24 protein-coding genes and 1 pseudogene are annotated in these 25,706 nt (G+C 63.3%); 13 read left to right on the forward strand and 12 right to left on the reverse strand.

Annotated features, from left to right (window positions below; genetic code table 11):
• Positions 1-72: 72 nt before the first annotated feature.
• Together NCT32_RS11685 and mpl are read right to left on the reverse strand one after the other, a co-directional pair.
• Positions 73-672, reverse strand: coding sequence for a YqiA/YcfP family alpha/beta fold hydrolase (locus NCT32_RS11685; RefSeq protein ID WP_250490331.1), 600 nt, complete (start codon positions 670-672; stop codon positions 73-75).
• Positions 669-2,063, reverse strand: coding sequence for a UDP-N-acetylmuramate:L-alanyl-gamma-D-glutamyl-meso-diaminopimelate ligase (gene mpl / locus NCT32_RS11690; RefSeq protein ID WP_250490332.1), 1,395 nt, complete (start codon positions 2,061-2,063; stop codon positions 669-671). Before mpl ends, NCT32_RS11685 begins: the two co-directional genes overlap by 4 nt.
• Before the next feature lie 204 nt (positions 2,064-2,267).
• On the opposite strand from mpl, the gene NCT32_RS11695 reads away from it, so the two are divergent.
• The 10 genes from NCT32_RS11695 to NCT32_RS11740 all read left to right on the forward strand — a co-directional run bounded on the left by NCT32_RS11695 (position 2,268) and on the right by NCT32_RS11740 (position 10,472).
• A complete protein-coding gene (locus NCT32_RS11695; protein ID WP_250490333.1) occupies positions 2,268-2,915 on the forward strand; it encodes a UDP-N-acetylmuramate--alanine ligase in 648 nt (215 codons plus the stop codon).
• 18 nt (positions 2,916-2,933) lie between these two features.
• Positions 2,934-3,473, forward strand: a complete 540-nt coding sequence (locus tag NCT32_RS11700; RefSeq protein ID WP_250490334.1) for a TlpA disulfide reductase family protein — start codon at positions 2,934-2,936, stop codon at positions 3,471-3,473.
• A 205-nt stretch (positions 3,474-3,678) separates the two neighbouring features.
• Positions 3,679-3,918: a hypothetical protein gene (locus NCT32_RS11705; RefSeq protein WP_061121397.1), complete on the forward strand. Its 240-nt coding sequence runs from the start codon at positions 3,679-3,681 to the stop codon at positions 3,916-3,918.
• A gap of 74 nt (positions 3,919-3,992) precedes the next feature.
• Entirely contained in the window at positions 3,993-4,466 is a 474-nt protein-coding gene (accB, locus tag NCT32_RS11710; protein WP_250477090.1) for an acetyl-CoA carboxylase biotin carboxyl carrier protein, read from the forward strand.
• A 150-nt stretch (positions 4,467-4,616) separates the two neighbouring features.
• Complete coding sequence (gene accC, locus NCT32_RS11715; RefSeq protein ID WP_061121395.1) at positions 4,617-5,984, forward strand: acetyl-CoA carboxylase biotin carboxylase subunit; 1,368 nt, start codon at positions 4,617-4,619, stop codon at positions 5,982-5,984.
• Positions 5,985-5,995: 11 nt separating this feature from the next.
• Complete coding sequence (prmA, locus tag NCT32_RS11720; protein ID WP_250490335.1) at positions 5,996-6,898, forward strand: 50S ribosomal protein L11 methyltransferase; 903 nt, start codon at positions 5,996-5,998, stop codon at positions 6,896-6,898.
• A gap of 50 nt (positions 6,899-6,948) precedes the next feature.
• Entirely contained in the window at positions 6,949-8,286 is a 1,338-nt protein-coding gene (locus tag NCT32_RS11725; RefSeq protein WP_250490336.1) for a DUF3426 domain-containing protein, read from the forward strand.
• A 127-nt stretch (positions 8,287-8,413) separates the two neighbouring features.
• Positions 8,414-8,914, forward strand: a complete 501-nt coding sequence (gene tpx, locus NCT32_RS11730; RefSeq protein WP_250490337.1) for a thiol peroxidase — start codon at positions 8,414-8,416, stop codon at positions 8,912-8,914.
• A gap of 122 nt (positions 8,915-9,036) precedes the next feature.
• Complete coding sequence (locus NCT32_RS11735; protein WP_250490338.1) at positions 9,037-9,975, forward strand: carbohydrate kinase family protein; 939 nt, start codon at positions 9,037-9,039, stop codon at positions 9,973-9,975.
• Between the two features lie 17 nt (positions 9,976-9,992).
• Positions 9,993-10,472 (forward strand): glycine zipper 2TM domain-containing protein, encoded by a 480-nt coding sequence (locus tag NCT32_RS11740; protein ID WP_061121390.1) that lies wholly within the window; start codon positions 9,993-9,995, stop codon positions 10,470-10,472.
• A gap of 237 nt (positions 10,473-10,709) precedes the next feature.
• Here the strand turns inward: NCT32_RS11740 and NCT32_RS11745 are convergent, their stop codons facing one another.
• From NCT32_RS11745 to NCT32_RS11760, 4 genes and pseudogenes are all read right to left on the reverse strand, one after another.
• The gene (locus NCT32_RS11745) at positions 10,710-11,369 is read right to left on the reverse strand and encodes a histone H1-like DNA-binding protein (protein ID WP_250490339.1); all 660 of its coding nucleotides are present in this window, start codon (positions 11,367-11,369) and stop codon (positions 10,710-10,712) included.
• Positions 11,370-11,400: 31 nt separating this feature from the next.
• Positions 11,401-11,731, reverse strand: a pseudogene (locus tag NCT32_RS11750) (hypothetical protein).
• 103 nt (positions 11,732-11,834) lie between these two features.
• Positions 11,835-13,067 (reverse strand): ribonucleotide-diphosphate reductase subunit beta, encoded by a 1,233-nt coding sequence (locus NCT32_RS11755; RefSeq protein ID WP_061121388.1) that lies wholly within the window; start codon positions 13,065-13,067, stop codon positions 11,835-11,837.
• Between the two features lie 681 nt (positions 13,068-13,748).
• A complete protein-coding gene (locus tag NCT32_RS11760) occupies positions 13,749-13,961 on the reverse strand; it encodes a DUF3820 family protein (protein ID WP_035507762.1) in 213 nt (70 codons plus the stop codon).
• Between the two features lie 123 nt (positions 13,962-14,084).
• Between NCT32_RS11760 and NCT32_RS11765 the strand changes: the two genes are divergently transcribed.
• Entirely contained in the window at positions 14,085-15,482 is a 1,398-nt protein-coding gene (locus NCT32_RS11765; protein ID WP_250490340.1) for an MFS transporter, read from the forward strand.
• Between the two features lie 165 nt (positions 15,483-15,647).
• On the opposite strand, the gene NCT32_RS11770 is transcribed toward NCT32_RS11765, so the two are convergent.
• The 4 genes from NCT32_RS11770 to NCT32_RS11785 all read right to left on the reverse strand — a co-directional run bounded on the left by NCT32_RS11770 (position 15,648) and on the right by NCT32_RS11785 (position 21,118).
• Positions 15,648-18,659 (reverse strand): ribonucleoside-diphosphate reductase subunit alpha, encoded by a 3,012-nt coding sequence (locus NCT32_RS11770; protein WP_061121385.1) that lies wholly within the window; start codon positions 18,657-18,659, stop codon positions 15,648-15,650.
• Positions 18,660-19,231: 572 nt separating this feature from the next.
• Complete coding sequence (gene ampD, locus NCT32_RS11775) at positions 19,232-19,834, reverse strand: 1,6-anhydro-N-acetylmuramyl-L-alanine amidase AmpD (RefSeq protein ID WP_061121384.1); 603 nt, start codon at positions 19,832-19,834, stop codon at positions 19,232-19,234.
• On the reverse strand, positions 19,831-20,163 hold the full coding sequence (locus tag NCT32_RS11780; RefSeq protein WP_061121420.1) for a PP0621 family protein: 333 nt from the start codon (positions 20,161-20,163) through the stop codon (positions 19,831-19,833). The genes ampD and NCT32_RS11780 overlap by 4 nt, the downstream gene beginning before the upstream one ends.
• 46 nt (positions 20,164-20,209) lie before the next feature.
• Positions 20,210-21,118, reverse strand: coding sequence for an inner membrane protein YpjD (locus tag NCT32_RS11785; protein WP_061121383.1), 909 nt, complete (start codon positions 21,116-21,118; stop codon positions 20,210-20,212).
• Between the two features lie 110 nt (positions 21,119-21,228).
• Here NCT32_RS11785 and ffh point away from each other — a divergent pair, with 110 nt between their 5' ends.
• Positions 21,229-22,596 carry a signal recognition particle protein gene (gene ffh, locus NCT32_RS11790; RefSeq protein WP_250477096.1) on the forward strand — a complete coding sequence of 456 codons (1,368 nt, stop codon included), beginning with the start codon at positions 21,229-21,231 and terminating at the stop codon, positions 22,594-22,596.
• Between the two features lie 119 nt (positions 22,597-22,715).
• Positions 22,716-23,267 carry a hypoxanthine-guanine phosphoribosyltransferase gene (locus NCT32_RS11795; protein ID WP_061121381.1) on the forward strand — a complete coding sequence of 184 codons (552 nt, stop codon included), beginning with the start codon at positions 22,716-22,718 and terminating at the stop codon, positions 23,265-23,267.
• Between the two features lie 45 nt (positions 23,268-23,312).
• On the opposite strand, the gene NCT32_RS11800 is transcribed toward NCT32_RS11795, so the two are convergent.
• A complete protein-coding gene (locus tag NCT32_RS11800; protein ID WP_061121380.1) occupies positions 23,313-23,912 on the reverse strand; it encodes a MarC family protein in 600 nt (199 codons plus the stop codon).
• A complete protein-coding gene (locus tag NCT32_RS11805) occupies positions 23,912-25,648 on the reverse strand; it encodes a proline--tRNA ligase (RefSeq protein WP_250490341.1) in 1,737 nt (578 codons plus the stop codon). The genes NCT32_RS11800 and NCT32_RS11805 overlap by 1 nt, the downstream gene beginning before the upstream one ends.
• Positions 25,649-25,706: the final 58 nt, after the last annotated feature.

Here is a 25,706-nt window from a genome sequence, read left to right on the forward strand (position 1 = left end):
TCAATACTCTCGTAAAACGGTGGACCGGGCCGCGTCGTTTGCGCCGGTAGGTGAATTATTGTGACGCCGCTGTCACGCCGCCGCCGGCGCGACGAGCGGTGGCGGCGCCTGATCGCAAAACGCGATGACATCGGCGAGATAGGCCGGAAAGTCGCTGATCGCGTGATCGCCGCCCTGAATCAGCGTGGTTCGCACGCCGGGATAGTGGTCGAGCATCGTGCGGTAGTCGAGCACTTCGTCGCCCGTCGCCGCGATCAGATAGTAGCGCTCGGGCCGCGTGATCGAATCGATCGCGAGCGCGCGCAATTCGTCGAGATGGCGCGGCAATACGGTGATGCTGCCGTCGCCGTGCCACAACGGCTGTTCGCCGAGATAGCGGCTCAGATCGCGATCGGGCATCACGGCGGGATTGAGCAGCACGGCACGCCAGCCGTGCTTTTGCGCAAGATACGTCGCGTAATAGCCGCCGAGCGAACTGCCGACGACGGTCACGTCGGCCATCTTCTCGCCCACGGCGAGCGATTCCGCCAGCGTGACGGCGTCGAACGGCGACACCGGCAGCGTCGGGCACCGCCATTCGCCGAGCCGCCCGAGTTCCGCGAGACGCGCCTGCATCACGCGCGCCTTGAACGATTGGGGAGACGAGCGAAAGCCGTGCAGATAGAGAATCACGCGTGTCCTCCCGCGCCGCGCGCCGAGAGCGCGTCGAGCAGTTTCTGATGGACGCCGCCGAAGCCGCCGTTGCTCATCACGAGCACGTGGTCGCCGGGGCGCGCGGCGGCCGTCACCGCCTTCACCAAGGGTTCGATCTCGTTGAACGCCCGCGCCTTGTCGCCGAGCGGAGACAGCGCCTCGGCGAGATCCCAGCCGAGCTTGTCGCGGCCTTCGCGCGCGCCGTAGCCGAACACCAGATCGGCGCTCGCGAGGCTCGCGGGCAATTGCGCTTTCATGGTGCCGAGCTTCATTGTGTTGGAGCGCGGCTCCAGCACGGCGAGGATGCGCGCATCGCCGATTCGTGTCCTCAATCCCGCGACCGTGGTTTCGATCGCGGTCGGATGATGCGCGAAGTCGTCGTAGACGGTGACGCCGTCCACGCTGCCCTTCACTTCCATGCGCCGCTTGACGTTGCGGAAGCTCGCAAGCGACTTCACCGAGTGCGCCGCCGGCACGCCGACCGAGCGCGCTGCCGCGATCGCCGCGAGCGCGTTCATGCGGTTGTGCTCGCCCTGCACCTGCCAGTCGACGATGCCCTGACGCTCGCCCTCCCAGTACACGGCGAACCGCTCGTCGACGGGTGCGCCCTTTTCGGCGGGCAGCGCCTGCCAGCCGCCTTCGACGCCGAAGCGCTCCACGCCGGACCAGCAGCCGCGCGTGACCACGCGCTCGAGCGCGGCCTCACGCCCGTTCGTGACGATGCGGCCGACGCCGGGCACCGTGCGAACGAGATGATGGAATTGCGTTTCGATGGCGGCGAGATCGGGAAAGATATCGGCGTGATCGAATTCGAGGTTGTTGAGCACCGCCGTGCGCGGGCGATAGTGGACGAACTTCGAGCGCTTGTCGAAAAACGCGGTGTCGTATTCGTCGGCTTCGATGACGAAGAAGCTCGAATCGGTCAGACGCGCCGAGATGCCAAAGTTGAGCGGCACGCCGCCGATCAGAAAGCCGGGGTTCATGCCCGCGTCTTCGAGCAGCCACGCGAGCATGGAGCTCGTCGTGGTTTTGCCGTGCGTGCCCGCGACGGCGAGCACCCATTTGCCGTTCAGCACGTGCTCGCCGAGCCACTGCGGGCCGGACGTGTACGGCAGGCCGCGATCGAGAATGGCCTCCATCAGCGGATTGCCGCGCGTCACTACGTTACCGATGACGAACAGATCCGGTTCGAGCGCGAGTTGCTCGACGCCGTAACCTTCGATCAACTCGATGCCCTGCGCTTCGAGCTGCGTGCTCATCGGCGGGTAGACGCCCGCGTCGCAGCCGGTGACCTTGTGGCCCGCCTCGCGCGCCAGAACCGCGAGTCCGCCCATGAAGGTACCGCAGATGCCGAGGATGTGGATGTGCATAAACCGTGTCGCGCCGCGCGGGCGATTGAGATGCAAAAAAACAGGAACGGCGCCGTACGTGTGAATCCGGGGGGCAAACCCGTGCAGAAAGGCGCCTGAAGGCGCATATTGTAACCGAGCACGCCAGGCGCTCTTTCGCTGGCGCACGTGTCTCGCACGGTGGGCGCAAAAGGGCTGTTTTAGCTTATCTAGTATCATTCCGGCATGATTCGCAAATCACATTTCGATCCGCAGCGGGTACGCGAGGAAATCGCGATTGCCGCCGCGAGAATGATCGCCGAAGACGGCCTCGACTACTCCACCGCCAAGCGCAAGGCCGCGCGGCAGGTCGTCGGCGAGGCGAAGATCGGCGGGGAATTTCTGCCCGATAACGATCAGATCGAAGAGGAAATCCGCGAATATCAGGCGATTTTCCAAAGCGACAGTCAACCGCTCGTGCTGCGGCGCATGCGCGAAGTCGCGCTCGAATGGATGGAACGCCTGAAGCCCTTCGATCCGTATCTGACGGGCGCGGTGCTCAACGGCACGGCGGGCGAGCATTCGGATGTCCATCTGCAATGCTTTTGCGACAATCCGAAAGAAGTCGCGATCTATCTGCTGAATGCGAACGTGCAATACGACGTCTCGGAGACGCGGCACTTCGCCGGGCGCGGCTATGTCGAGACGCTGAGTTTTCTGCATCGGGTGCGCAATGAGGAGCCGATCGGCGTTCACATCGCGCTTTACGGCGCCGATGATCTCCGCGGCGCCGTGCGCGCGGATGGTCGCGGTCGCCTCGCCCGCGCGAACTCGGCCGCCGTGCGCACACTGCTCGATCACCCCGATGTCCCGCCGCTGGAAATCGGCGGCTGATCTTTCTTCTGGACACTCATGAAAAGCACACGCATTCTGGCGGCCCTCGTGGTCGCGGTCGCCGCGACCGTCGGCGGCTTTTACGCCGGTCACATGTTCACCGGCGGCGATACCGTCGCCGCGCCCCAGCCGAACGGCAACGCCGTCGACCAGCTATGGAAGGCGACGCCGCCGGGTGCGTCGGGCACCGCCGCGCCGCTCGCCTCGTTCAAGGGCAAGCCGGTCGTCGTCAATTTCTGGGCGTCCTGGTGCGGACCCTGCGTGAAGGAAATGCCGACACTGTCCGCCCTGCAGCGCGACTATGCGGAGAAAGGCGTCACGTTCATCGGACTTGGCGTCGATAGCGAAAAGAATGTCAACGATTTCCTTCAGAAGGTTCCCGTTGGCTACCCTGTGTATGTCACCGGCTTCGGCGGCGCGGATCTTGCGCGTAGCTTCGGCAACAGCGCGGGTGGCTTGCCGTTCACCGTCGTGATCGACGCCAAGGGACAGGTCCGCTCGACAAAATTGGGCGAAGTCGACGTTGCAGAATTGAAGCACACGCTCGACAGCCTGTAAAAATTCCCCGTTCGTAAGCAGCGGCTTGCGCTAAGTAAGCTGCGAGTTAAGGTACAGTACGGCGATATTGCATGAAATTCGGCATATCGCGCAGCGCGGAGCGGTAATTTGTCCCGTAGTTTCGAAGTGGTCTGCACGGTAAAACTAGACAAAATTCTCTAAACGGCGCTAAAGTGCGCCGAATTCCGCACAACTCGAAGCGACTATGACAACTCTGCCGGTGCCACGTGGCCACCTCGCTGCCGTGTCCGACATCTGTGAAAACGATGACGGCTTCGGCGGCGCATCCGCAGTCCTCATGCGCAGCCGGTTCGGGCGCGCGCTTCAAAGCGACCACGCCGGCGCGTTCGACACGCACGCCGTCGGTGTGCCGACCGATTCCGCCGCCGGCGTGCGCAACGTGCGCGTGCGCGTCGGCCTGCCGGCCGCGCCAACGCGCGGCTGAGCAGTCAGAACACCCACAAATCAAGTCAAGCACCGGGCAACCCCGGTCTCCAAGTATTGAAAGGGGATTTTTCGATGGACCTTCGTAAACTGAAAACGCTGATCGACCTCGTCTCGGAATCCGGCATCTCGGAACTGGAAGTGACGGAAGGCGAAGGCAAGGTTCGCATCGTCAAGAACGCCGCGCCCGTTTACATGCAGGCGCCGCAACAGTACGCGCCGCAGGTGCAGGCGCCGGCCGCGCCGCAATTCGCCGGCGCGGGCGAAGCAGGCGCGCCGGCAGCAGCAGCGCCAGCCGCAGCCGCGCCGCAAGGTCATATCGTGACCTCGCCGATGGTCGGCTCGTTCTACCGCGCGCCGTCGCCGGGCGCGGACCCGTTCATTCAGGTCGGCGATACGGTGAAGGAAGGCCAGACGCTCTGCATCATCGAAGCGATGAAGCTCTTGAACGAAATCGAATCGGATAAGGCCGGCGTCGTGAAGGAAATCCTCGTCGAAAACGGACAGGCGGTCGAATACGGCCAGCCGCTCTTCGTGATCGGCGACTAAAGGCGCATCGGGCCAGGCGGCGGATGCGAATTGCATCGGCCCCCCGGCTTACCGCGCCGGCGCTTAAGCGACATCGATCCGTCGAGAAGCGCTTCGCCGATTGGATCCCCGAGGGCCGCTCGCGCGAGCCCGTTGATGAGCCGACCCACTATGTTTGAAAAAATTCTCATTGCGAACCGCGGCGAAATCGCGCTTCGCATCCAGCGCGCGTGCCGCGAGCTGGGCGTCAAGACAGTCGTCGTCTACTCGGAGGCCGACAAGGAAGCGAAGTACGTCAAGCTGGCCGACGAAGCCGTGTGCATCGGGCCAGCGCCTTCCAATCTCTCCTATCTGAATATGCCGGCGCTCATCAGCGCGGCTGAAGTCACCGACGCCGAAGCCATCCACCCCGGCTATGGCTTTCTCTCCGAAAACGCCGATTTCGCCGAGCGCGTCGAGCAATCGGGCTTCACATTCATCGGTCCGCGTCCCGAGACCATTCGCCTGATGGGTGACAAGGTCACCGCGAAGCAAACGATGATCAAGACCGGCGTGCCGTGCGTGCCGGGTTCCGAAGGCGCGTTGCCGGACGATCCGCGCGAGATCGTGAAGATTGCGCGCACGATCGGCTACCCTGTCATCATCAAGGCGGCGGGCGGCGGCGGCGGGCGCGGGATGCGCGTGGTGCACACGGAAGCGGCGCTCGTCAACGCGGTCAACATGACGCGCGAGGAAGCGGGCCGCGCCTTCGGCAACCCGCAGGTCTACATGGAGAAGTTCCTCGAGAACCCGCGGCACATCGAGATTCAGGTGCTGTCGGATTCCTTCCGTAACTCGATCTGGCTCGGCGAGCGTGATTGCTCGATGCAGCGCCGTCACCAGAAGGTGATCGAGGAGGCGCCGGCGCCGGGCATCGCGCGGCGTCTGATCGAGCGCATCGGCGACCGCTGCTCCGACGCCTGCAAGAAGATGGGCTATCTCGGCGCTGGCACCTTCGAGTTCCTTTACGAGAACAACGAGTTCTACTTCATCGAGATGAACACGCGCGTTCAGGTCGAGCACCCGGTGACGGAACTCATCACGGGCGTCGATATCGTGCAGGAACAGATCCGCATCGCCGCGGGCGAAAAGCTGTCGATCCGCCAGAAGGACATTCAGTTCCGCGGCCACGCGATCGAATGCCGCATCAACGCGGAAGATCCGTTCAAGTTCACGCCGTCGCCGGGACGCATCACGTCGTGGCATACGCCGGGCGGCCCGGGCATCCGCGTCGATTCGCACGCGTACGCCAACTACTTCGTTCCGCCGAACTACGATTCGATGATCGGCAAGCTGATCGCGTACGGCGCGACGCGCGAGCAGGCGATCAACCGCATGCGCATCGCGCTGTCGGAAATGGTCGTGGAGGGCATCTCGACCAACATCCCGCTGCATCGCGAGCTGATGATCGACGCCAAGTTCGTCGAAGGCGGCACGAGCATCCACTATCTCGAGAACAAGCTGGCCGCGCGTCAGGCGGCAGTCGCCGAAGAGTCCTGAGAGACACGAGCATGAGTTACCGGGAATTGATCGCCGAGCTGGATCGCGAGCACGCGGAAGCGCTGTCCGACGCGCTGCTTGAAGTCGGCGCGCTGTCGGTGTCCGTCGAGGATGCCGACGCCGACACGCCCGACGAGCAGCCGCTCTTCGGCGAGCCGGGACTCGTGCCCGAGAAGAGTGCGTGGAACCGCTCGCGCGTCGTCGCGCTGCTCGCCGAGGACGCCGATCCCGACGTGCTGCTCGCCGCGGCGGCGAACGAGATCGGCCTCGCGGCGGCGCCGTCTTTCACTGTGCGCGACGTCGAGGAGCAGGATTGGGTGCGTCTCACGCAGGCGCAATTCGATCCGATTTCCATCGGCGAACGCATCTGGGTCGTGCCCTCGTGGCACGACGCGCCCGATCCGAACGCGCTCGTGCTCGAACTCGATCCGGGCCTCGCGTTCGGCACCGGCAGCCATCCGACCACGCGGCTGTGCATGGAATGGCTGGAGCAGTCCGTGCAGCCGGGGCAATCGCTGCTCGATTACGGCTGCGGCTCCGGCATCCTCGCGATCCTCGCGAAGAAGTGTGGTGCCGACCCGGTCGTCGGCATCGACATCGATCCTCAGGCGGTCGAGTCGGCGCGTCAGAACAGCGAGCGCAATCGCGCGGACGTGACCTACGGTTTGCCCGACGCGTGCCCCGCCGGCGATTTCGATATCGTCGTCGCGAACATCCTCTCGAATCCGCTCAAACTGATGGCGTCGATGCTCGCCGCGAAAGTGAAGCCGGGCGGCAGAATCGCGCTGTCGGGCGTGCTCGCGCGACAGGCCGACGAAGTGGCGGCGGTCTATGCCAAATGGATCGACATTGGCGTCTGGCGTGAGCACGAAGGCTGGGTATGCCTCGCGGGAACGCGGCGCGAAAGCCTTTAGAATAGCGCCATCCTCCACGATCAGGCCGTCAGGCCAACGGCACTTTCTATATGGCGCTGGCAACCCGCTGCCCTCACTGCGAAACCGTGTTCAAGCTGGACCCGCACCTGCTCGCGCCGCACGACGGCCGCGTGCGCTGCGGACACTGCCAGGAAGTTTTCGATGCCGCGCATCATCGCTTTGAGCTTCCCGATGAGCCGGCTGCGGCAGCTGTCGCCCAGCATGCCGCGATCATCGACGACGATGTCGCCGTCGGCCCGACGACCAGTTCCGGCGGCGGCCCTGCTCCCGATGTGCCGGTGCAGGTTACCGCCCTGCCCGACGCCCCCCTGAAGCCGCGGCCATTCGCACCGCGCAACCTCGAACTCGGAGCAACTGGGCCGGCAAACCACGCCGATGCGCCGTCTCTGCCGGCAGGTTCCAGATCCGGCGCGGATAGCGAACGCACGGTCTACGGCGATGCTCCCGCGTTCGCGGGGGCCGCGGGACAGAATCGCCCTCCGCCGCCGCGCACCGAGCCGGCGCCAGCCGATGCCGCGAACGAGCCGTCGGCGCTGCCCGGGGAAGCGGGGCGCCCGAAGCAGTTCATCCGCGTGGGCGCGCCGCATGCCGATGCCGCGAACTCCGCCCAAGCCGGCGCCGATGCGCCGCTCGGCGAGCCGCCCGTTGCGCCGTTCGATCCGGTCGACGATCGCGCGGAGCCGTTCATCGGACCGGTTCATGAGCCGGACGTGCAGCCCGTGCAACCTGTGCCGGAGCCACCCGTCGCACCGGCATGGCGCGACGATGCGGAGCCCGGCTTCGGCGGCAAGAAGCCGCCGGCCCCCGCGCGCCGTCTCAGCGCGAACGAAGCGTTTCCCGTTATCCGCGAATCGCGAGAGTCGCGGGCGCCGGCGCGCGTCGCCCCGAGGAAAGGCATGCGCATCGTGGGCATCATCGTCGCCGTGCTGCTGGCGCTGCTGCTGCTCGTGCAGCTCGCGTGGTGGCAACGCGAATCCGTGATGGTCCTCGTGCCCGGCTCCCACGTAATTTATTCGGACGTGTGCGATCAGCTCGGCTGCACGATCTCGCCGCCGCGCAACATCGACGGATTGCAGATCGAGAGCTCGGGCCTTCGTCAGGTCGACGGCCCGCACAAGCTCGAACTGAAGCTGTCGCTGCGCAATCGGCTGGATGTCGCACTGGCGTATCCGGCGCTCGAACTGACACTCCTCGACGACAAGAACAACGTCGCGATCCGTCGCGTGCTCTGGCCGCAGGATTACGCGCGACCGGGTACGATATTCGCCATCGGCCTTCCGCCGCAAAGCGCGCAGCCCGTCGTCGTCCGGCTGGATACGGGCGACGCGGTCGCCGCGAACTACCGGGTTCAGGTCTTCTATCCGTGATCGCGGCCTTGCGCCGTTCGTCACGCGCAAGGCGGCCCGACCCAGTGCACACGACGCGCGTCCCTGCCCTCACGGCCCGGTACGCGCGATTTTCCTGTCAGCATCTGACAATTCTCTGGAGCGCAACATGAGTCAAGTTACCCTCGGCGGCAATCCCATCGACGTCAGCGGCACGTTTCCGAGCGCGGGCCAGCAGGCGTCCGAATTCACGCTCGTCGGCGCGGATCTCGGCGACGTCAAGCTCGCGAACTTCGCGGGCAAGCGCAAGGTGCTGAACATCGTGCCGAGTCTCGACACGCCGACCTGTGCCACCTCGACACGCAAGTTCAACGAAGCGGCCGCAGGCCTGAACAACACGGTGGTCGTCGTCGTTTCGGGCGACCTGCCGTTCGCGGCGAAGCGTTTCTGCACGACCGAAGGCATCGCCAATGTCGTGACGGCTTCGACGTTCCGTGGCCACGAGTTCGCGCAAGCCTACGGTGTCGATGTAACGAGCGGCCCGCTCAAGGGCCTGACGGCCCGCGCGGTGGTCGTTCTGGACGAGAACAACAAGGTGCTGCACTCGGAGCTCGTGCCTGAAATCAAGCAGGAGCCGAACTACGACGCAGCGCTTGCCGCACTGAAGTAATTTTTCTGGCGGACCGCTTTTCGACGAAAGCGGTCCGCGCATACGAGGCGCGGTGAAACGCTCGCCGCGCGTCGTATGCGCATCTTTCTCCTCGGCCCCTATTCATAAAAAGGACGTTCGCCTTGGCTACGCTCATCTGCGGCTCGCTCGCCTACGACAACATCATGACCTTCCAGGGCCGCTTCGGCGACCATATCCTGCCGGACCAGGTTCACATGCTGAACATCAGCTTCCTGGTGCCGACGATGCGGCGCAACTTCGGCGGCTGCGCGGGCAACATCGCCTATGCGCTGAAGCTGCTGGGCGGCGATCCGAAGATCATGGCGACGCTCGGCGCGGCGGACTCGCAGCTCTACGTCGACCGGCTCGACTCGCTCGGCTTGTCGACGGAATATGTGCGCGTGCTGCCCGATCAGCATTCGGCGCAGTGCTTCATCACCACCGATCTCGCGAACAATCAGATCACCGCCTTCCACCCCGGCGCGATGATGGAGTCGCACCTGAACCGCGCCGATGAAGCGCAAGGCATCTCGCTCGGCATCGTCGCGCCCGACGGCGCGCGAGGCATGCGCGAACACGCCGAAGGATTGGCGCGGGCCGGGGTGCCGTTCGTGTTCGATCCGGGCCAGGGATTGCCTATTCTCGAAGGTGTTGAACTTTGTCGCATGATTGAACTCGCCACCTACGTGGCGGTCAACGATTACGAAGCCAAGTTACTGAGCAACAAGACCGGCTGGTCGATCGAAGACATCAAGCGCCGCGTCGACGCCCTCGTGGTCACACGTGGCGAACACGGCGCTCAGATCTACCATGACGATGGCGTGCTCGACGTTCCCTCCGTGAAGGCGCATCAGGTGGTCGATCCAACCGGTTGCGGAGACGCATTCCGCGGCGGCCTCCTGTACGGTATCGAGAACAAACTTGGCTGGGAGAAAACGGGTCGTCTTGCGAGTCTGATGGGTTCGCTGAAAATCGAACATCAGGGGCCGCAAACCTACGCGCCGACGCGTGCCGAAATCGAAGAGCGTTTCAAACAGGCCTTTGGAAGCAGCCTGTTCTGAGTGATTGGAGTGAAGGAATGAAAACGGTAAGTCGTATCGCGCTGGCAATGGCGCTCGTCGGCTCGGTCGCACTGACGGGCTGCGCCTACAACAGCAGTTCTTCCGACGTTTACACCGCGTCGCAGGCGCAGCGCGAGGAAACAGTACGCATGGCAACCATCGAAAGCGTGCGCGGCGTGAAGATCAGTTCGAACAACGGGCAGCCGACCGGCCTCGGCACGATCGGCGGCGGCGCGCTCGGCGGCGTCGCGGCGGCAAGCGCGATCGGTGGCGGCAATGGATCGATCATCGCGGGCATTATCGGCGGCCTGGCTGGCGCCGTCGCGGGTAACGCGGTCGAGAATAGCGTTGCAATGAAGAACGGTCTGGAGATCACCGTGCGCCTCGACAACGGCGACCTGCGCGCGATCACGCAGACGGCGAACGGCGAAGTCTTCCAGGCGGGCGAGCGGGTGCGTCTGCTGTCGAGCGGCGGAGTCACGCGCGTCACGCACTGACGTATTCGGCGGAGGAATAGACGCCGCAAGGCGAGCAATTCGTCCGGCACGAGCGCATGTATCGAAAGATGCATGCGCTTTTTCTTTGTGCGCTCGAACCGAGCGGCAAGCGCGATGAACTTCTTTCGCCGAAACGAAAAACCCGCCGCCGATTCCCGGCGACGGGTTCAGGCCGGGTAGGCTTACCCGGACTAGGGGCACAGCGCACTGTGCCTGGGTGTCGCGTACTGCGAGAGCTTACGGACGGCTTCCCGTCGGGAACGGCCATGCCGCTGCCGGGTTCAACGCCGTCTTGACCGCAGCGGCCGGAGCCGGAGCAGGCGCCGATACGGTCGTTGCCGTCGTTGCGGGAGCAGCAGCCGTGGTCTTCTTCGCAGCAGCGGCCTTCTTGGCCGGAGCTTTTTTCGCGGGGGCCTTCTTCGCAGCAGGAGCGGGCGCAGGCGCAGCGGCTGCGGTCTTCGCAGCAGCCTTTTTCGCAGGAGCCTTTTTCGCAGCAGCCTTCTTCGCTGCGGCCTTCTTCGCAGGTGCCTTCTTCGCTGCGGCCTTCTTCGCAGGCGCCTTCTTGGCTGCAACCTTCTTCGCGGCTACCTTCTTGGTCGCGATTTTTTTCGCAGCGGCTTTCTTCGCGGGCGCCTTCTTCGCCGCGACCTTCTTCGCCGCGACCTTCTTCGCTGCAACCTTCTTCGCCGCTACTTTCTTCGTTGCGACTTTCTTGGTTGCCACTTTCTTTGCTGCAACCTTCTTCGCCGCGACCTTCTTCGCCGCTACTTTCTTCGCTGCAACTTTCTTCACAGCGACCTTCTTGGCGGCAACCTTCTTCGCCGGAGCGGCCTTCTTGGCGGTGACTTTCTTTGCTGCAGCCTTCTTGGCGGCGGGTTTTTTCTTGGCAACTGCCATGGTTTTTCTCCTTCAGGTTTTAAGATGAGAGTCAGTTCAAACAACACCCTTCGTCAAAACCCGCTTCCCACGCGTCGCCTCTCACAGCGCACGCTACGAAGCGGATTATTCATCGGCGTACGCTGATCCCACCTGCTTACGCTAATGAATACGGCAAGGCGCGCCGTGCCCCGAGGCACCGCGCGCCAAATTAAGTCAGCACCGCATCTTCGCGGCGCCGGCCATCGCTTGATCGAGCCAGCGAGCATGCCGCTGGCATTTTCCGGGGGGAAGTTTGCCCATCCCATTGAAGGGATCGCAAAACGCCTGTCTTCCATTCGTGCCGATAGTCGGCTCGCCAAGTCAGTAGGCGCACTTTGCATCAGGCGACCGTTCTCCTAAACCTTGTCGATCAGGCGCGCGTGAGCGACACGCTGCTGCCTGACCGTCCCATCGATTTCGTCTGCAACACGTCCTGGATTTTTATTATTCCCAGGTCAGCGCGCCGCCGGTTTGATACTCAATCACGCGTGTCTCGAAGAAGTTGCGTTCCTTCTTCAAGTCGATCATTTCGCTCATCCACGGGAACGGGTTTTCCTCGTTCGGGAAGAGCGGGTCAAGCCCGATCTGCTGGCAACGCCGGTTGCAGATGAAGCGCAAGTAGCTCTTGAACATCGACGCGTTCAGGCCGAGCACCCCGCGCGGCATGGTGTCTTCAGCGTAGCGATATTCGAGCTCCACCGCTTCCTTGAAGAGCTCGCGGATCTCGGCCTTGAAGTCGGCGGTCCACAGTTGCGGCTCTTCCAGCTTGATCTGGTTGATGAGGTCGATGCCGAAGTTGCAGTGCATCGATTCATCGCGGAGGATGTACTGATACTGCTCCGCCGCGCCCGTCATCTTGTTCTGGCGACCCAGCGCCAGAATCTGCGTGAAGCCGACATAGAAGAACAGGCCTTCCATGATGCAGGCAAACACGATCAACGACTTCAGCAATTTCTGGTCCGCTTCCAGCGTGCCCGTGGTGAAGGCCGGGTCGGTCAACGTCTGGATGAACGGAATGAGGAACTCGTCCTTGTCGCGAATCGACTTGACTTCGTGGTACGCGTTGAAGATCTCGCTTTCATCAAGACCCAGCGATTCGACGATGTACTGGTACGCGTGCGTGTGGATCGCCTCTTCGAACGCCTGGCGCAGCAGAAACTGGCGGCACTCCGGGGCGGTGATGTGACGATACGTGCCGAGCACGATGTTGTTCGCGGCGAGCGAGTCCGCCGTGACGAAGAAGCCGAGGTTGCGCTTGACGATGCGGCGCTCGTCGTCCGAGAGACCGTTCGGGTCTTTCCACAGGGCGATGTCGCGCGACATGTTCACTTCCTGCGGCATCCAGTGGTTCGCACAGCCGGCGAGGTACTTCTCCCACGCCCACTTGTACTTGAACGGCACGAGCTGATTGACGTCGGTCTTGCCGTTGATGATGCGCTTGTCGGCGACATTGACGCGCGCTTCGCTCTGCGCGGCGATTGCGCCGGCGGACGGTGTAGCGGCTGCGGGCGGAACGAAGCCATCGGAGAAGATGTTCGTCGTGTTCGCCTGAGCAGTCTGATGGGTAGCTTGATGAGCTTGCGCGAATTGCGCCGTACCTTGAGCGTTGCGCAACGTGTTCTGTTGCGAAGCGCTCGAGGGAGCTACGGCAGTGGTCTCGTCATCCCAGTTGAGCATAAATTCTCACCATCAATTTAGATCGGTTTGTACCATCTTTTCATGAGCGATAAAAGAGTTTGCTCATGAAAATTCTCGTTTTCATGCGATTTAGATTCGACGTTGCTACCTGCATACAACACTTGGCTCGCGGCCGTAGCTGTGAAGCTCGATGCGACATCTCTTGAATCGTGTGTGAAGCGGTCCTGATCGAGTGACTTCGGAGGCATCGCAGCGTGCTTGCGAGCGGTTTCATCGATGCCTTGAAAGCCTTGCCCCACGGTGCTTTGCGGCCGAGGCGCGATGCATGAAGCGAAGCACATCGCGTTTCGCTTCATGCATCGACTCAATGTCGTAAGTGCGGTCTCGAACGCATGGAAGCGTGACGCGCTTCGATCATCGATCGATGTCTCTCGACGACACTCGATGCGATGCAAAACATGTGTCGAGAAGCGAGCGGTTTGCTACCTTCACTCACCTCTTCGATGAGCTTCGATGCTCGTCATTGAACACACGCCGCACGCCACTCGAAGACACTCGCGCAGGTGTGCTGAACCGCTCGTCATTGCCTGCCGCATGCTTCGAATTCGTTGCCGAAGTTTAGCATTTGACGTCTCGTATTTCCACAATATATTGTGCTTGCAAAACAAGCTAATACAACCTATAGCGTGTTTACGCGACAACCCGTCTCAGCAAAAACACTCATCGCCCTCTCAACGGATCGAGCAGCGAGCGCAGGTTGTTGTGGTCGATCTCATGCATCAACGCGAGCAGCTTGCCGAGCTTGCCCTCTGGAAAACCCTCACGCGCGAACCACGCGAGGTAGTGTCCTGGCAGATCCGCGATGAGCCGATCCTTGTACTTGCCATAGGGCATCGTCTGCGTCACGAGACGTTGCAGGTCCTGCGGGTCCATCGTTTCTTCACTCCTCGTTTCAATGTTCATCGCACCACGCAACGCGCTTCGATCGCTCAGCGACTGCTCCATATCGGTGCCATAATCGCCGCTCTTGCCGCCGAGAGTTGATCGCGATTCGCCATGCCGCTTGCCGTCAAAGCTTTCATTGCCCCTCTCATCGTCGCGTGCGCGATGTTCATGGAAAGCGTCGACGCCAACGTCATCGTCACCGCGATTCCCGAAATGGCGCGCGCCTTCGGACGCGATCCAGTCACGTTGAAGGTCGCCGTCACGAGCTACGTGCTCGGGCTCGGCGTCTTCATACCGATCTGCGGCTGGGTGGCTGACCGCTTCGGCGCACGCGCCGTGTTCCGCGCGGCCATCGGCGTGTTCGTCGCCGGCTCGCTGCTGTGCGCGGCCTCCACTTCGCTCGGCCCCTTCACCGTCGCGCGCTTCATCCAGGGCGTCGGCGGCGCGATGATGGTGCCCGTCGGCCGCATCATCATCTTTCGCTCGGTGCGCCGCTCGGAGTTCATTCGCGCGATGAACTACCTCTCCGTGCCCGCAATGCTCGGACCCGCAGTCGGTCCGTTGCTCGGCGGCTTCATCACGACCTACCTGCACTGGCGTCTGATCTTCTTCATCAACATTCCGATCGGCATCGCCGGCATCTATCTGACCAACCGCTACATCGCCAATTCGCACGAAGATCATCCGGGACGGCTCGACTGGTTCGGCTTCTTCCTCTCCGCGAGCGCTGGCGTGTTGCTGCTGCTCGGCCTCTCCCTCGTCGGCGGCGAACTGATCCAGCAACGCACCGCTTTTGCGATGTGCGCAGCGGGCGCGCTGATGGTCGTGCTGTACTGCATCCACGCGCGCCGCTCGGAGAAGCCGCTGCTCGATCTGCGCTTCTTCCGCGTGCCGACGTTTCAGGCAAGCGTCCTCGGCGGTTCGATGTTTCGCATCGGGCTCGGCGCCGTGCCGTTTCTTCTGCCGCTCGCGCTGCAGGAAGGGCTCGGCATGACTGCGTTCAAGTCCGGCGCGATCACCTGCGCGTCCGCGTTCGGTGGCATGTTCATGCGCTCGCTTGCGTCGCGCGTGCTGCATCGCTTCGGCTTCCGTCAGACGCTCTTCTATAACGCGGCGCTGTCGGGCATCGCCATCGCGGCGTGCGGCTCGTTCTTCCCCGGCACGCCGACCTGGGTGATCTGGGCAGTCGTGCTGCTCGGCGGCTTCTTCCCCGCCTTGCAGTTCACGAGTCTCAACTCGCTCGCGTACGCGGAGATCGAAACGCGCGACGTCGGCCGCGCGACCAGCCTCGCGAGCTTCGTGCAGCAGGTGTCGCTCGGTCTCGGTGTAACGGTTGCGGGCATTACGCTCGAGCTATCGCAGTATCTGAACGGTCATTCGAGCGTGCAATGGTCCGACTTCTGGCCCGCGTTCGTCGTCGTTGGACTGTTCTCTTTTCTTTCGATGCCGATCACCGCGCGGCTCGCGCACGATGCCGGGTCGGAGATTTCGCGTGGCACGCGGGGGTGAGTTCTTTGTACGGCGTTGGTTCTTCCGTCACCGCGCTGTTTGTTCAGCAACCGCCTCAATAGACCAACAAGAAAACGGACCCGCCGAAAGCAAAAAAAAAAACGGACCAGCACCGGAGCATTACACCGCTCCGATGCCGGCCCGCCCGACCGGCTCAATCGACGCTTACTGGCAAGCCTCGCACTCGTCGAAGCCCGGATCGCCGGGACGCATCATGCAGACGGGGCCGTCGGCTTCCGGCGCGGCTTCCACTGCCGGCGCGCTCGCTGCCGCGGCATTGAAACCGCCCACGCCCGACGACGCACCACCCGACACGCCACCGAACCCGCCTTGCGCACCTGATGCGCCCGAGCCACCATCGCCCGACGGCACCGCGTTCAGCGCGCCGTGCGCGACCGTCGACTTCTCGACGTGCGTCGCGGCCATCGTGCGGAGGTAGTACGTGGTCTTGAGGCCGCGAATCCACGCGAGCTTGTAGACCTCGTCGAGCTTCTTGCCCGACGCGCCCGCCATGTAGATGTTCAGCGACTGCGCCTGATCGATCCACTTCTGACGGCGCGATGCCGCCTCGACCAGCCACTTCGGATCGACTTCGAACGCGGTCGCGTAGATCGCGCGGAGATCCGCCGGAATGCGGTCGATGCGCGAGAGCGTGCCGTCGAAATACTTCAGGTCCGACACCATCACTTCGTCCCACAGGCCGCGCGCCTTCAGGTCACGCACGAGGTAGTCGTTCACAACCGTGAATTCGCCCGACAGATTCGACTTCACGTACAGGTTCTGGAACGTCGGCTCGATGCACGCCGACACGCCGATGATGTTCGAGATCGTTGCCGTCGGCGCAATCGCCACGCAGTTCGAGTTGCGCATGCCGTGCGTCGAGATGCGCGAGCGCAGTTGCGCCCAGTCCATCGTTTCCGACGTATCGACTTCGACGTAGCCGCCGCGCGCTTGCTCCAGCAGCTTCAGCGAATCCTGCGGAAGAATGCCGCGATCCCACAGCGAGCCGCGATACGTCGCGTAACGGCCGCGCTCTTCCGCGAGTTCCGTCGATGCGTAGTACGCGTAGTAGCACACGGCTTCCATCGAACGATCCGCGAACTCGACCGCTTCGCCCGACGCATACGGCGTGCGCAGCAGATGCAGGCAGTCCTGGAAGCCCATGATGCCCATGCCGACCGGACGATGCTTCAGGTTCGAGTTGCGCGCCTTCGGCACCGCGTAGTAGTTGATGTCGATGACGTTGTCGAGCATGCGCATCGCGACGCTGATGGTGCGCTTCAACTTCGCGTGATCCAGCGCGTAGCTGCCGTCGGCCTGCTTAACCATGTGCGCGACGAGGTTCACGGAGCCCAAGTTGCAGACGGCGATTTCCGTTTCGCTCGTGTTCAGCGTGATTTCCGTGCACAGGTTCGACGAATGCACGACGCCGACGTGCTGTTGCGGCGAGCGCACGTTGCACGGATCCTTGAACGTGATCCACGGATGGCCCGTCTCGAACAGCATGCCGAGCATCTTGCGCCACAGTTGCGCCGCCGGCAGCTTCTTGAACAGCTTGATCTCGCCGCGCGCGGCTTTCTCTTCGTAAGCGACGTAGGCCTTCTCGAAGTCCGCGCCGAACAGGTCGTGCAGGTCCGGGCAGGTCGACGGCGAGAACAGCGTCCAATCGCCGCCTTCGACGACGCGCTTCATGAACAGATCGGGAATCCAGTTCGCCGTGTTCATGTCGTGCGTGCGGCGACGGTCATCGCCCGTGTTCTTGCGCAGCTCCAGGAATTCTTCGATGTCGAGGTGCCACGACTCCAGATACGCGCACACCGCGCCCTTGCGCTTGCCGCCCTGATTCACCGCGACGGCCGTGTCGTTCACCACCTTCAGGAACGGCACGACGCCTTGCGACTTGCCGTTCGTGCCCTTGATATGCGAGCCGAGCGCGCGCACGCGCGTCCAGTCGTTGCCGAGACCGCCCGCGAACTTCGAGAGCAGCGCGTTTTCCTTCAACGCTTCGTAGATGCCGTCCAGATCGTCGGCGACGGTCGTCAGATAGCACGACGACAATTGCGAGCGATGCGTGCCCGAGTTGAAGAGCGTCGGCGTCGACGACATGAAATCGAACGACGAGAGCACGTTGTAAAACTCGATCGCACGCGCTTCGCGGTCGATTTCGTTCAGCGACAGGCCCATCGCGACACGCATGAAGAATGCCTGCGGCAGTTCGATGCGCGTGCCTTCGACGTGCAGGAAGTAGCGGTCATAGAGCGTCTGCAGGCCGAGATAGCCGAATTGCAGATCGCGGTTCGCGTCGAGTGCGGCGCCGAGGCGTTTCAGATCGAATTGCTGGAGCTTGTCGTCGAGCAGGCCGGCTTCGACGCCGCGCTTGATGAACAGCGGGAAGTATTCGGCGTAACGCTCGCCCATTTCGGCTTGCGTCACTTCGTCTACGAGAATTTCGCGGCGGATCGTGTGCAGCAGGATGCGTGCGGTGACCTGGCTGTACGCCGGGTCCTTTTCGATCATCGTGCGCGCGGCGAGGATGGCCGAGTCGTAGACCTGGCTCATCGGCACGCCGTCGTACAGGTTCTTCACCGTTTCAGCGACGATCGGCTCGGCGGACACCGCGTCTCCGAGGTTCGCGCACGCCGACACGATCAGCGCCTTCAGCGCGTCGAGATCGAGCGGGCGCGTGACGCCGTTGTCCGTCACGTTGATCGCGCCTTCGGGCGACTGCGTGTCCTGCGTCTGCGCGCGCTCTTGCGAGCGCTGCTGGGTGCGCTTCTCGCGATACAGCACGTACGCGCGCGCAACGTTGTGCTCGCCGCCGCGCATCAGCGCGAGCTCGACCTGATCCTGAATGTCTTCGATATGGAACGTGCCGCCATGCGGACGGCTGCGCACGAGGGCGCGCACGACGGCTTGCGTCAGTTGCTCGACGAGTTCGCGCACGCGCGCCGAAGCCGCGCCTTGGCCGCCGTTCACGGCGATGAACGCCTTCGTCACGGCGATCGCGATTTTCGTCGGCTCGAACGACACCACGCTTCCGTTGCGACGGATGACCTTGTAGTCGGCGAACGTCGTGTTCGGCGCGAGCGCTTGTGCTGCGCCCGTGGCCTGCGCACCTGCCATCGGCTGTGCGGATGCGCCTTCGAATGAAGTCGTGGCGTTGTCGGTGGTTTGCATGTGCAAAACTCCTGGTGTTCGAATGGTGCGGATGATCCGCGGATTTATCACTTATGCCGCGCGCGTCATGAGATCGTCATGAAAGTCGCGCGGTGTTTTGACGGTAAAGCCAGGCTGTGAATACAGCAGGCTGGAAACACGAATCGCGGCGCTCACGGCCCGCATTGTTCTTGGCGTCTATGCGGTGCCCGCGTTGGCGCGCGGTGTCGGTCGACGCAATTCGCGCTTGCTTGCATGCCTTCTTCACGGTGCTGCTCGCTGGCGCCCGATGCGCCCGACGCCTCTCTCCTCGCAAGAAGAAGCGGTCTCGCGCATCGCCCCGGGCCAGCCCAACTTCTCTACGCCGGAAAGCTGGCGGCGCCGGCTCATCGGAGCGGGCGCCGCCTCAACAACACAAGATCTAGTGCAAAGTACGTCTTTCGGCACCAAGTATAGTGGACATCCGCCGAGTCTCAAAAAGTTTTATTTGCCCTGAGTCCGCCGTTGCGGGGTTGACTTTTGCTATCGCAAAGCACGGCAAGGCCTCGCGCGCGACCCTGCTGCGCCGCAACGAGACAGACCTTACGCAGCACTCAGATGTTGGACTGAAACGGAAAGAATGAAGGCGGCAGCGCGCTGTCGTGACGCAGGCGCGGCCAGTCGAAGTGCGGGCCGGGATCCGTCTTGCGGCCGGGCGCGATGTCGGAATGCCCGGCCACCGCGTCGATCGGATAGCGCTTCACGACGACGCGCACGAGCGCGACGAGCGCGCGGTACTGCGCGTCTTCGAACGGCACGCGATCGCTGCCTTCGAGTTCGACGCCGATCGAAAAATCATTGCAGCGCTCGCGTCCACAGAACGACGAAACGCCCGCGTGCCACGCGCGTTCATCGCAGGAAACGAACTGTTCGATCGCGCCGTCGCGACGAATCACGAAGTGCGCCGACACGCGCATGCCGCGCAGATGATCGAAGTACGGATGCGCATCGTGATCGAGCTTGTTGAGGAAAAAGTCGGCGATCGAGTTCGTCGTGAAATCGTCCGGCGGCAGGCTGATGTTGTGCACGACGATGAGCGTCGGCACGGCGTCGCCGGGACGCGCCTCGAAGTTTGGCGACGGCAGGCGCGTCGCGGTGCTCAGCCAGCCCTGCGCGTCGATGTGCGGATCGCCTTGCCTGGCGACATGCATGGTCATCGCGCGTCGCGGCCGGTCGGGCGGCTCGCGTAATGGCGTGCGTGATCGGCGCAACAAAAGCGCTCGCCCGCGGCGACGATCGACTCGCTGCGCGGCGTGTGCACGCCGCATTGCGCGCAACGGATCAGCGGATCGGCGAGTTGCGGCGTGCTACCCGCGGCGCCGTTGCCACTGCCATTGCGCGCACGATGCGCACCGTTGGCGCCGCCGGCGGCCGCACCGCCTGCCTGGGCCTCGCCCTGCTGCGCGCGCTCGTTCGCGCGGCGCAGCTTCTTCAGGAGCCACTGGCTCACAAAGAAGAGGAGGATCAGAAAGAGGAAATTTCGCATCGATTCAATGCCGGTAAGGAGTGCGCCCGTTCGGGCCTTCACGCGTTCAGACGACCGCGCGATGCAGCAGCACTTCGAACACGAAGCGGCTGCCCACATACGCGAGCAACAGCGCGGCGAACGAGGCCAGCACCCAGCGCAATGCGGCGCGTCCGCGCCAGCCCGAGACGCGGCGCGCGGTGAGCAATGCGCCGAACATCAGCCAGGAGACGAAGGCGAACACGGTTTTGTGATCGAAGCGCAGCGCGCGATCGACCAGTTGCTCGTTGAACGCGATACCCGACACGAGCGTGAGCGTGAGCAGCACGAAGCCCGCCGCGATCAGACGGAACAGCAGCTTTTCGAGCGTCAGAAGCGGCGGCAGCGTGTCGAGCCAGCTCGCGAGCCAGCCGTTGCCCGTATGACGCGTCGCCATGCCGCGCATGCGCTGCAGACGGCGTTCGAGCATCAGCATGAGGACGGCGTGCAGCGCGGCGATCGCGAAGAGTCCGTATGCGATGTTCGCGATCAGGAAGTGCAGCTTGAACATCGGCGCCGCGGAGTACGGCAGCACGCGCACGCCGCCGAAGATGAGCGGCAGCAGCGACGCGACGCACGCAAGCGGTAGCACGAGCAGGCGCAGGCCGTCGAGCGGAAAGAAGAAACTTTCGATCCAGTAGATGCCGGCACCGAGCCAGAACATCGCGGAGAGCGCGAACGCGAAGCCGAAGACCATTGCGTTCTGGGGGAAGATGGTCGTGTGCAGCAAGAGGCCGTGGACCAGCAACGCTATTAATAATAGAGCGCGCCCCAATCCGCCCATGCCCGCCGACATCTTCGGCGCCGCCGTTGGCGCCATGCCCGCAGGCACGCCGGCCAGCGCCGGCTCGACGGCCGTGTGGCGATGCGCGCGCCAGCCCGCTACGGCAAGTCCGCCGTAGAGAAGCGCAGTGAGGGCATACAGTACAATATCCATGTTCGAAGTTTACACTAGGCCCTTGAATCGCGACGTTTTCCCCCTTGCGGCAACGCAGGGCGCCGAGTCGTCCCGCGCTGAAAAAGGGCCGCATTCTCTACCTTTTCCCCATGCTCGATAACCTCACTCAACGGATGGCGCGCGTCGTCAAGACGCTACGCGGCGAGGCCCGGCTCACCGAGGCCAACACGCAGGAGATGCTGCGCGAGGTGCGGCTCGCGCTGCTCGAAGCGGACGTGGCGCTGCCGGTCGTGCGCGAGTTCATCGCGAAGGTGAAGGAAAAGGCGCTCGGCGAAGAAGTCGTGTCGAGTCTCTCGCCGGGTCAGGCGCTTGTCGGCGTCGTTCAGAAGGAACTGACGGCGGTGATCGGCGGCGATTACGAAGGCAAGGCCGCCGAGCTGAATCTCGCCGTCGCGCCGCCCGCCGTCATCCTGATGGCAGGCTTGCAGGGCGCGGGCAAGACGACTACGACGGGCAAACTCGCCAAGCTTCTGCGCGAGAAGAGCAAGAAGAAGGTGCTCACCGTGTCCGTCGACGTGTATCGCCCCGCCGCGATCCGCCAGTTGCAGACCGTGACCGAGCAGGTCGGCGCGGACTTTTTCCCGTCGGAAGCGAATCAGAAGCCTGCCGACATCGCGCGCGCGGCGATCGATTGGGCGAAGCGCCACTATCACGACGTCGTGATCGTCGATACGGCCGGTCGCCTCGGTATCGACGAAGCGATGATGAACGAGATCAGCGAGCTGCACGCGCTGCTCAAGCCCGCCGAAACGCTCTTCGTCGTCGATGCCATGCTCGGTCAGGACGCGGTCAACACCGCGAAGGCGTTCAACGACGCGCTGCCGCTCACCGGCGTCGTGCTCACGAAGCTCGACGGCGATTCGCGCGGCGGCGCGGCGCTCTCCGTGCGGCACGTCACCGGCAAGCCGATCAAGTTCGTCGGCGTCGCGGAAAAACTCGACGGGCTCGAAGTCTTCCATCCGGATCGCATGGCGAACCGGATTCTCGGCATGGGCGACATTCTCGCGCTCGTCGAGGAAGCGCAACGCGGCGTCGATCAGCAAGCGGCGCAGAAGCTCGCCGACAAGGTCAAGAAAGGCGGCGACTTCGACCTGAACGACTTCAAGGCACAACTGTCGCAGATGAAGAAGATGGGTGGCCTCTCGTCGCTCATGGACAAATTACCCGCGCAGTTCCAGCAGGCCGCGCAAGGCGCGGACATGAACAACGCGGAAAAGCAGATGCGCCGCATGGAAGGCATCATCAATTCGATGACGCTGCAGGAGCGCGCGAAGCCCGAGCTCATCAAGGCCGCGCGCAAGCGCCGCATCGCCGCCGGCGCGGGCGTGCACGTTCAGGAAGTGAACCGCATGCTCAATCAGTACGAACAGATGCGCGGCATGATGAAGAAGCTGAAAGGCGGCAATCTGCAGAAGATGATGCGCGGCATGAAAGGCATGCTGCCCGGCATGCGCTGAAACGCCCTCACCGAGCCCGCGCTCTTTCGCCCGACGTGGCGCAGAGCGCGGGTTTATCATATGGCGCACGCCGCCGTTTTTTTCCACACTAAGAAGTCAGCCTCTCCCCCGCTTTCCCTATGAATCGCGAAGAAGCCCTCCATATTTTCAGCCACTCCGAAGAGATCGTGACGGCTGACGAAGTCAACGCATCGATCGGCAAGATGGCTGCGGCCATCAAGACGGCGACGCAAGACGACTTCCCGCTCGTGCTCTCGGTCATGGGGGGCGCGGCCGTGTTCACCGGCATGCTGCTGCCGCATCTCGACTTCCCGCTCGAATTCGATTACATCCACCTGACGCGCTATCGCAACGCCATCAAGGGCGGCAGCGAAATGCAATGGCGCGTGGCGCCGGCGGAATCGGTGAAGGATCGCGTCGTGCTCGTGCTCGATGACATCCTCGACGAAGGCGAAACGATGGCCGCGATCCGCGACCGCATCATGGCAATGGGCGCGAAGACGTTCCTGTCCGCCGTGTTGTGCGAGAAGATCATTCCGAAGGCGAAGCCGCTGCGTCCGGATTTTTGTGGATTCGAGGTGCCGGATCGTTACGTCTTCGGATGCGGGATGGATGCGAAGGGCTACTGGCGGAATTTGCCGACGATTCGGGCACTGACCGAAGGCGCGTAACCGCTCTTCGAAACGACGTAAAAAAAGCGGCCGAGGCCGCTTTTTTTATAGCTGATGCACGAAAGTGCGTATACCCGTAAGCATCATCTCGACGGAAATCGCCACGAGCACGAGCCCCATCAAACGCTCGAACGCCGTGACCGCCCGCTCACCGAGCCACTGCTGGATCTTTTCCGCGAGGACCAGCACGATCGCGCAGACGATCATCGTCACCGACAGCGCGCCGATCCATTCGAGCATCTTGCCGGGCGCCTGCGAAGTCAGCAGCATCACCGTCGCGAGCGCGGAAGGGCCCGCCAGCGCGGGAATGGCGAGGGGCACGATCAGCGGCTCGCCGCCGCGCGAATCGCCGCCCATGGGGCCGTCCGGATGCGGGAAGATCATCCGCAGCGCGATGAGAAACAGCACGATCCCGCCGCCGATGCGCAACGACAGATCCGTGAGGTTCATCGCGCGCAGAAACCGATCGCCAGCCAGCATGAAAATCAGCAGGATGACGAACGCGATCGCGACTTCCCGCAGGATCACGACGCGGCGCCGCTCCTTGGCGACACCGCGCAGCGCGTTGATGAAGATCGGAATGTTGCCGAGCGGATCGGTGATCAGCAGCAGCAGGATCGTCGCCGACAGGAAGTTGTACTGCATTACTTCCCGAGCGCGGCTCGCACCTTTGCCGTGACGACGTCCGCCGCTTCATCGACCGGCAGCAGCGTGGCCTCTGTATCGCGACGGCCCTGATACTCGAGCTTGCCTTCCTTCAGCCCGCGATCGCCGATCACGATGCGATGCGGCACGCCGATCAGTTCCCAGTCCGCGAACATCACGCCCGGACGCTCCCCGCGATCGTCCAGGATCACGTCGATGCCCGCTTGCTGCAGCGTCGCGTAGAGCTTGTCAGCCTGCTCGCGCACGGCGTCGCTGCGGTCGTAGCCCATCGGGCAGATCACGACTTCGAACGGTGCGATGGCTTCCGGCCAGATGATGCCCTTGTCGTCGAAGTTCTGCTCGATCGCGGCGCCCAGCACGCGCGTCACGCCGATGCCGTAGCAGCCCATCTGCATCGGCGCGGGTTTGCCGTTTTCGTCGAGGAAGGTCGCGCCCATCGAATCGGAGTACTTCGTGCCGAGCTGGAACACGTGGCCCACTTCGATGCCACGGCAGATTTCGAGCGTACCTTTGCCATCCGGCGAGGGATCGCCCGCGACGACATTGCGGATGTCCGCCACTTCCGGCTCGGGCAGATCGCGGCCCCAGTTCACGCCGGTCGTGTGGTAATCGACCTCGTTCGTGCCGACAACGAAGTCGCTCATGTTCGCGACCGTGCGATCCGCGATCACGCGCACCGGCTTCTTCGTGCCGATCGGGCCGAGATAGCCCGGCGGCGTGCCGAACCATTCGATGATCTCGGCTTCCGTGGCGAAGCGATAACCCTTCAGGCCAGGCAGCTTGCCAGTCTTGATGTCGTTGAGCGAATGATCGCCGCGCAGCATCAGCAGCCAGATCGTGGGCTCGGCGCCTTCGTTGTCCGTCGCGAGAACGATCGACTTGATCGTGCGTTCGAGCGGAATGTTCAAAAGCTGCGCGACCGCTTCGCACTTCGCTGCGCCCGGCGTCGGCGTCTTCTTCAGTTCTTCCGTGGGTGCGGCGCGTTGCGCGATGAGCGGCAAGGCATCCGCGGCTTCGACGTTCGCTGCGAAGTCCGAGCTCGGGCAATAGGCGATGTCGTCCTCGCCCGTGTCCGCGATCACATGGAATTCATGCGAGCCGCTGCCGCCGATCGAGCCGTTGTCCGCCGCGACCGCCCGGAACTCCAGCCCGATGCGCGTGAAGATGCGCACATAGGCTTCGTACATCTTGCGATACGACTCGGCGAGACCGTCGAGATCCTTATCGAAGGAATAGGCGTCCTTCATGATGAATTCGCGGCCGCGCATCACGCCGAAGCGCGGGCGGATCTCGTCGCGGAATTTCGTTTGAACCTGGTAGAAGTTCACCGGCAACTGGCGATAGCTCTTGATCTCGCGGCGCGCGATGTCCGTGACGACTTCCTCGTGCGTCGGTCCCATTACGAAGTCCCGCTCGTGGCGATCCTTGAAGCGCAGCAGTTCGGGACCGTATTGCTCCCAGCGGCCCGACTCCTGCCACAGTTCGGCGGGCTGCACGGCGGGCATCAGCAACTCCAGCGCGCCCGCGCGGTTCATCTCTTCACGCACGATGGCTTCGACCTTGCGCACCGAGCGCAGGCCGATCGGCATGTAATCGTAGATGCCGCCCGCGACACGACGGATCATGCCGGCGCGCATCATGAGCTTGTGGCTGACGATCTCGGCGTCGGCGGGAGCTTCTTTCAGGGTGCCGATGAAGAAACGGGATGCTTTCATTCAAATTTTCCAAAAGCGGCGCGCGCTTCGGAGCCGTTGCGGCGCCGGAGCAAGCGAA

The sequence above is a fragment of the Caballeronia sp. INML2 genome (genome assembly GCF_023631365.1).
Taxonomy (GTDB): Bacteria; Pseudomonadota; Gammaproteobacteria; order Burkholderiales; family Burkholderiaceae; genus Caballeronia; species Caballeronia turbans.